We start from the raw sequence: 6969 nt of genomic DNA on the forward strand, positions 1-6969 counted from the left end.
GCGCCCACCCGGTACGACAGCCGGGCCGTCACCCTGCCCACCAGCCGGAAACACCATCAACAAGCCGGAAAGGGAAAGATCACCGATCTTTGATCACGCCAACCGTCGTTACTGACGGATGTAGGTCAGACGGGTTCCGGCTCCGGTTCCGGCCGCTCGGGGGCCGGCGGGGTGAAAGGGGACGGCTCGTGCGGCGCGGGCGGAAGATCGGGGGTGTCGGGGAGCAACGGCCCGGGATCGTCCGGTATCGGGGCGTCCGGGTCGAGCGGGGGCGGGTCGGGCCGCCGCGGAGTGGCGCCCGGCGCGCGCGCCGGGCCGGGCGACTCCAGGGCAGGCGGTACTCGAGCGGTCAGCTCCAGGGCAGACGGCACCCGAGCAGTCAGCGCAGACATAGACATCGCCTACCCCGCACCCCGTCCGCGGGAAACATCGCCGTTCAGCGACGACGGCCACCAAGCCCCCGCCGCGAAACCCCCGGCCGCGACAGCCCTGGCTCGACAGCCCCGCCTCCGACAGCCCCAGGCGCGTGAACCCAGGAGGGACGGCACCAGCCCGGCACGAGACACCACCGCCCGAGCCTGGAACGGGTACCGCCAGGTCACGCGCCCAGCCAGGAAACGAATCCGGCCAGGAGGCGATTTCGTCGGGATGTACCCCTTTCGCAATACTTCCGGCACGGAGTACCGTCCGGTCGAGCGGCGATGTCGTACCCGTTAACAAGGATCTCCCGCGGCCGCGGCGGAGACGCCCGTGGACACACGAGTATCGCCAAGACCAGCCGTGGGAGTGTGCCTGGTGAGTGTGGACAGCGCCGCGGACGTCGGCGTCCATGCGCCACGCCTGCCCACCGGCCGGGCGCGTCCGCCACGACCGGACCAGAGCGCGGGGGCGCACCGTGGACGCGGACCGCACTGGTACCCGGACTCCCTGGCCACGGGCGTGAGCACCGATGCGGCCGCCAGCGGCGCCCCGCCCCAGCGCCAGGGCTCCGACGACGGGCTCACCGGCTCCGACGATCGGCTCCCGGGCCGGCACACGGCCCGGGACGAGGCGGGGTGGTCCGACCTGGAGGACCCCGAGCCTGTTCCGGGCGAGGCGGCTGGGCCGGAATCTGCCGGCGGCACGGGCACGCCCCCGAACGCGCCGGTCGAGTTCCGGGAGTTCTTCGAGCGCCACCACCGCGAGCTGTCGCGTTTCGCCTACCTGCTCACCGGCGACCACGACGCGGCCGACGACCTCACCGCCGAGGCGCTCACGGCTGCCTGGTCCAAGTGGGAGCGGGTCAGCAGCGCGGACAGCCCACTCGCCTACGTGCGGCGCATCGTGGCGAATCTGGCCACCAGCCGGCTGCGGCGGGTGATCCGGGAACGCCGGGGGATGACCGTCCTCGGCATGCTGGCCGAACGCACCGAGCACGCTCCGGATGACGCTGACGTTCCCGCCGCCGTGGACCTGCGCGCCGCGCTGATGACCCTTCCAGCCAGGAAGCGGGCGTGTGTCGTGCTGCGGTACGCCTTCGACCTGTCCGAGGCGGACACTGCCCGGACGCTGGGAATCTCCGTCGGAACGGTGAAGAGCCAGACATCCAAGGCGGTGGCCGAGCTCGAACGGGTACTCGGCACCAGGCCCGAACTGACCCACTCCGACCCGCCGGACGGCACCCCGGCCCGAAAACCGGACGCGCGCCCCCTGGCCCCGCAGGCACCGCGCCGAGCCGGCGCCACGCGCGGCCGCCGGCGTGCGGCCGGCGGAACGGATCCGGCGAGCGTCGCCCGGTCGGCGCTGAACCGGCTGCGCGACAGCGAGGCACCCGGACGGCTCCGCGGCAGCGAGGGCTGAGAACACTCCCAAGACCCCGGAGCGCACAAAGGAGGACCCACCAGCACGTTCCTCCGGCGAGACGCCCTCGGATCCTGGAGACCTCACACCATGACTGTGTACGGCGGTGAGCGGTACCCACGACGATCGCGGGTCTCATAATGGACATGTCATGATCAGGGACCGTTTCATCTCGAGCTCTTCCCGCCGCCGGGTGGACGGTCACGGCACCGCGGGCGATCAGGCTGGCACCGGCGATCGAGCTGAGACCGGCTCGGTGGCGGCCTCGGCGCCCGTCAGCGACGGCTCCGGAGCGGCCACGGCCACGCCGCCGTCCTCCCAAGATTTCACCAGCACGCTGCGGTCCCTACTGGCCCGCGAGCTCACGGAGCACGATCCGGACACAGAACGCATCCGTGCCCGCATCGCCGCGATGGACCCGTCGGCAGCCCGGCACCTGGCGCCCGCGGCCCGGCCGGTCGATCACCCGGTGATCCCGGCGCCGAGAACGACGCCGCTGGCAGGGACGACGTCCCCGGCAGGAGCACCGCCGCCAACAGGACCAACGCCGTCGACAGGACCAGTAGAACCAGGACCGGCAGGAACCCCACCGCCAGCGGGAGCAGCCGCACGCCCGCGCGCGACCGCGCGCCAGCGCCGCCCTCGCCGGACGCGGCCACGCCTGCTCATCCCCACGGTCGTGGGCACGGCCGCGACCGCCCTGGTCGGCGTCGTCCTGCTGAGCGGCACCCTGTTCACCCCCCGGCCGGACACGGGCACCGTGACGGCCGCGCCGACCCGGATTCCCCGCGCGGCCTCCGCCGATGCCGGAAATGCGCCACCGGCCGACAGCCTCGGCGTCACCCCCGCTCCGAGCAGCGCCGGGCCACCGAGTCCGGCGCCGGGCGACGGGGACCCGGCCGTGCTGAGCCCCGAAGGTCTTCCGTCCCAGGGCGCGGGCACGAGCGCGGCACCGTCCGGCGCGCCGGACGGACCGGCGTCCCAATCTGACCAGGGGACGGGCGGATCGGCGCCGCGGGACACCCGGCCGGGCAGCGGCGACAACGGCGACAACGGCGCCGCTCCCCGCCGCGACGACTCGCGCCACTCCGGCGGCCGGGACGGCTCCGGCTCCGCGGACCGCGGAGCCGGCGAAGCCGACACGCCCCCGGGTCGCGACGGCGCACGGCGTGACTCCGGCGGCTCCGGCGGTTCCGGCGGTGTCAGCGTGTCCACGGCGCCGTTCAGCCACGGCCAGGAAGTGAGCCTGCCGACGGCGGGGTGCCTCGACTGGGTCCTGTTCGGCGCGGACGGCGTCCAGACCCGGGCCGACATCCCGCGGCCCGGGATCGGCACCGCCCGGATCGAGCGCGGCCCCGGCTCTGGCTCGGGCGGATTCGCCAACCGCTTCTCCTGGCGCGGCGGCCGGCCCGTCAGCTCCGGTTCCCGCGACGACGACCGACTGGTCATCGAGGGCTCCGTACGGCTGGACGTGGCCCTGGCCGGCCAGGCGCGGCGCCTCGATCTCTATCTGGGCTCCCCGGACGGCAGCGTGCGCGTCACCGTGGGCGATGGTCGGAACGCCTGGTCGCGCAGCGTGGCACTAAGTGCCCGGCAGCGGGGGGACGCCGACGGGGTGCTCTCCGTGTGGCTTCCCCGCGGTCAGGGCTCGATCGCCGTCACCGTGGCGGCCGGTTCGGGCGTCGGGCTGCTCACGCTCGCGGCGGGAGTCCTCTACTGAGGACTGCCTCGGCACGGGTTCCGAACCGCTTCAGCCACGCCACACAGTAGCCAACCAAAGAACATGACAGACACCAGGCAAACACCGAGGCCCATCAAAGGACTCTTCCCAGACAACAGAAAAAAACATCGCGAAAGATGGCAACCTGGCACACGGTCCGAAGCGACTGGACATATGAACGCACCGCCGTACTCCGCGCCAGGTTGCGGTGGTCGTTCCGGCCCGCCCGATCCCCGCTAACCCCCCCCAGCCGGGCGGGCGGGCCGCACACAGCGCGGAAGCTCGAACACCAGGTACGCCGCTCGGCAAACGAAGTGCCCTCCGCCGAGCGGTACCAGAGCTCCGTCCGGTGGGAGGGTTGCTTTCCGCCCGTCAGGCCCTCCCACCACACTTCCCCATGGTGCCCTCCCCCGCCGGCCGGCCCAGTCAGGCACCTCCCGGTGGCCCTTGGCACGGATCACACTGTGATCCGGGCCAATCGCCCGGTCGGACCAGTCGGAGCGGCCCCGGCAGGAGGCGTCCGCCACGTCCGGATCGTCTGTTGTACCCGCCGGCCCAACCCGGCGGGTAGCGTCGGTCCCGTGCGCAGGATCCTGCTCTCCCCGTGGTGGCTCGCCCGTCACGCGCTCGCGCTCGCACTGATCGCGTTCTTCCTCCGGATGGGCGTCTGGCAGTGGACGAAGGGCGAATCCGATCACGGCAGCATGCAGAACCTCTTCTACGGCGTCGAATGGCCGATGTTCGCCGCGTTCGTCGCCTACTGGTGGTATCGCATGATCTCCGAGGATCTCCGCCCACGCGACCCCGACGATCCGGGACCCCAGTGGGGCAAGGCCGGGCGCATCGCGCCCGAGGCGCCCGCTCCCACGGGCGGCGACCCTCTGAACGGACCAGGCTCACTCGTGGCCGTACCCCGCCAGGGGAAAGCCGGAACCGTGGCGGTGACGCCCGCGCCGGCCCGGCTCGGCCGTCCGACGGCTGGTGATCCGCTGGCCGGTGATCCGCTGGCCGAGGTGGAGACCGACGAGGACCGCGAGCTCGCCGCCTACAACCGCTATCTCGCGTCGCTGTACGAACGCGACGCCGCTGGCTCCGACAACGACACCAAGGGAGACCGCCGGTGACGGCATCCTCCGACCCCGTGACGTCACGGTCGGCCGCCCCGGCGTCCGGTCGGCCGGCAACACCCGGTGGGGGGCGTTCCGCGCCCGCCGCGGTCAGGTCCGCGCTCCTGCGCTACCGGATCATCGCCTATGTGGTCGGCGTCGTCCTGATCGCGCTGGTCGTGGTCGGAATGCCGCTGAAGTACCTGGCGGACGAGCCGTCCGTCGTGGCGGCCATCGGGCCGATCCACGGCGTGCTCTACATGGTCTACCTGGCGGCGACGCTCGATCTGGCGAGCCGGATCCGCCTCCCGGCCAGCCGGACCGTCCTGGTCATGCTCGCGGGCACGATCCCCTTCCTGTCCTTCGTCGCGGAGCGGAAGATCGCCGGGCTCGTCCGCGCCGGGCTCGCCGGCGCTGCCGGCACCGGCCGGGCGCCCGTCTAGGCACCGCGCCCACCCCGCCGCTGCCGGCAGCGGACCAGGTCGTCAGGTCGCCGGGACGTCGGCCTCGCTCCCCCGCGGCTCGGGGAGGTCCACGAACGGCGGGCGCCGGATCCTGGTCGCGACGGTGACGGGAAGGGTCTCCCCGGCCGCGAGTCGGCGCGGCCGGGCGAGCCCGAACGGCCGCGCCGCGAGGACCTGAGCCCGCTCCATCCCGAACGCGAAGTACCGCCCGTCGGACCAGACCACAAGCTCCTCCGCACGCCGGCCACCGCGGCTCACGATCATCCGCCGGCGGCCCGGCTCCCAGACGATCGCCAGCAGATGCTCCCCCAGCGTCTCCAGCGCGCGCTGGCCAGCCGCCCGGTACGCGTGCATCAGCGCGGACGCGACTCCCGTGCCGTGATCTCCGTCAGCCGCCCGGTCCCGCTCCCCGCGCGATCCCAGATCACCGAGCTCATCGTCAACAGCCCCGCCGGCATCACCCAGATCACCTGGGTTCCTCCGTTTTCCGAGGTGGACGGCGTCTCCGTCCGGTTTCCCCCCGCGCAGCGAGCGCAGCGGCACCGGCCGCCATGATCTCCCCGGCCGTAGCACGGTCACCGACCCCACGCCGGGGACGACCCACCCGTCCGCGGCATGCTCCGCGATCACGATGACCAGCCCGGACGGCCCCACAAGCACGGACGGCATCGGGCCGGCGGCGCTGTCAGCGGCCGTCACCACCCCGAACGGACCATCCAGGTGCACGCGACGCGCGGCGGGCAGACCGATCGAGGAAGCCGCGAGCATCCCGGTCAGCGCCGAGCGACGGACATCCGCGCCGTCCAGCCGCAGCAGCCCGCACACGGTCATGCCGTCCTCCCGCCCCGCGCACGCCCTAGCGGAACGCCCAACCGCGCTCCCGCGCCGGAACGTAGCAGCTCGAGGACCCGCCGACCGGGCCGTTGCGCCCGATGGCCGGCTCGTCCGCGCCAGGTTGCCCCGCGGGACCCGTCAGCCGGTCGGTGTCAGGCGACGTTCCACTCGTCGCGGGCGGCGTCCGCGGGGACATCGGGCCCGGCCTCCGCGCCCTCTGCTGGACGTCGGCGCTGGTCCGGGATCCGCTTCGGCTTACGCGGGGCGATCTCGGGCGCGGCCGGGCACTCGACGAGATGATCGTCGAACCCGACCGCCGACGGCCAGATCTGATGACACGCCCGGCAGTGTGCTGCCTCAAGATCGGACCAGTGCTCGGCGCAGCCGCCACAGCTCATCGCGGTGGGGAAGTCGCGCAGGCGCGCGGGCTGACGGGAGGACTCGACCGGCATGGGCAGCGCCTGCTGGGCGGACGGGCCCGGACGGATCGGCAACGTCACCGAAACGGCACGTGGGGCGGTGTTCGGCGCGAGCGGGGCCGGGATCGCGCGCCGACCAGTAGAGCGGCGGGGAGGCACCGGGCCATCCTGTCGTACACCGGCACAAGCGTCACGCAACCGGGCGTCGACTCTTCAGAGTTCTTGTTCGTACGGCCCGCTTTTGGCCCTTCCAGGCGGCCACGCAGGCCCGCTACCTGGGCTCCCGCGCGAAGGACCGCACGATCGCGCCGCAGACCCACCTGCGGGGCGCGTCCACCTCCCGGGGGGACCTGGCCTGATCGGGTGAGGCCGGACGATCACTTCACCGGTCCGTTCGGATGGGTGGTGGGCACCGGATCCCCCCGGACTGGTGCCCACCACCTACCGCACGCCGCCCCCGTGCCGGCGTGCGCCCAGGCCGCGGGTGTGATTGGACGTTGGCCCCCCGACCAAAGCGCCCTACCCCCGTCACCCGCTTGCCATCACCGAGTCTGCCGCCACCCCCCGATGCCGTCACGACCCCCGGG

Annotated in this window: 7 protein-coding genes; 4 read left to right on the forward strand and 3 right to left on the reverse strand. The window is 73.2% G+C overall.

The features are described from left to right. Positions 1-125: 125 nt before the first annotated feature. Positions 126-392, reverse strand: a complete 267-nt coding sequence (locus FMEAI12_RS32025; protein WP_235014915.1) for a hypothetical protein — start codon at positions 390-392, stop codon at positions 126-128. Positions 393-795: 403 nt separating this feature from the next. Here FMEAI12_RS32025 and FMEAI12_RS32030 point away from each other — a divergent pair, with 403 nt between their 5' ends. From FMEAI12_RS32030 to FMEAI12_RS32045, 4 genes are all read left to right on the forward strand, one after another. Further along, on the forward strand, positions 796-1839 hold the full coding sequence (locus tag FMEAI12_RS32030; RefSeq protein WP_235014916.1) for a SigE family RNA polymerase sigma factor: 1044 nt from the start codon (positions 796-798) through the stop codon (positions 1837-1839). Between the two features lie 679 nt (positions 1840-2518). Then, positions 2519-3559 (forward strand): hypothetical protein, encoded by a 1041-nt coding sequence (locus FMEAI12_RS32035; protein ID WP_112108941.1) that lies wholly within the window; start codon positions 2519-2521, stop codon positions 3557-3559. 581 nt (positions 3560-4140) lie between these two features. Beyond that, a complete protein-coding gene (locus FMEAI12_RS32040; RefSeq protein WP_112108942.1) occupies positions 4141-4683 on the forward strand; it encodes a hypothetical protein in 543 nt (180 codons plus the stop codon). Then, complete coding sequence (locus FMEAI12_RS32045; protein WP_083390808.1) at positions 4680-5108, forward strand: DUF3817 domain-containing protein; 429 nt, start codon at positions 4680-4682, stop codon at positions 5106-5108. The genes FMEAI12_RS32040 and FMEAI12_RS32045 overlap by 4 nt, the downstream gene beginning before the upstream one ends. Positions 5109-5150: 42 nt before the next feature. On the opposite strand, the gene FMEAI12_RS32050 is transcribed toward FMEAI12_RS32045, so the two are convergent. Next, entirely contained in the window at positions 5151-5960 is an 810-nt protein-coding gene (locus FMEAI12_RS32050; protein ID WP_112108943.1) for a hypothetical protein, read from the reverse strand. Positions 5961-6115: 155 nt separating this feature from the next. Further along, positions 6116-6463 carry a hypothetical protein gene (locus FMEAI12_RS32055; RefSeq protein WP_235014917.1) on the reverse strand — a complete coding sequence of 116 codons (348 nt, stop codon included), beginning with the start codon at positions 6461-6463 and terminating at the stop codon, positions 6116-6118. Positions 6464-6969 lie beyond the last annotated feature (506 nt).

It is taken from the genome of Parafrankia sp. Ea1.12 (assembly GCF_900465275.1).
GTDB lineage: Bacteria > Actinomycetota > Actinomycetes > Frankiales > Frankiaceae > Parafrankia > Parafrankia soli.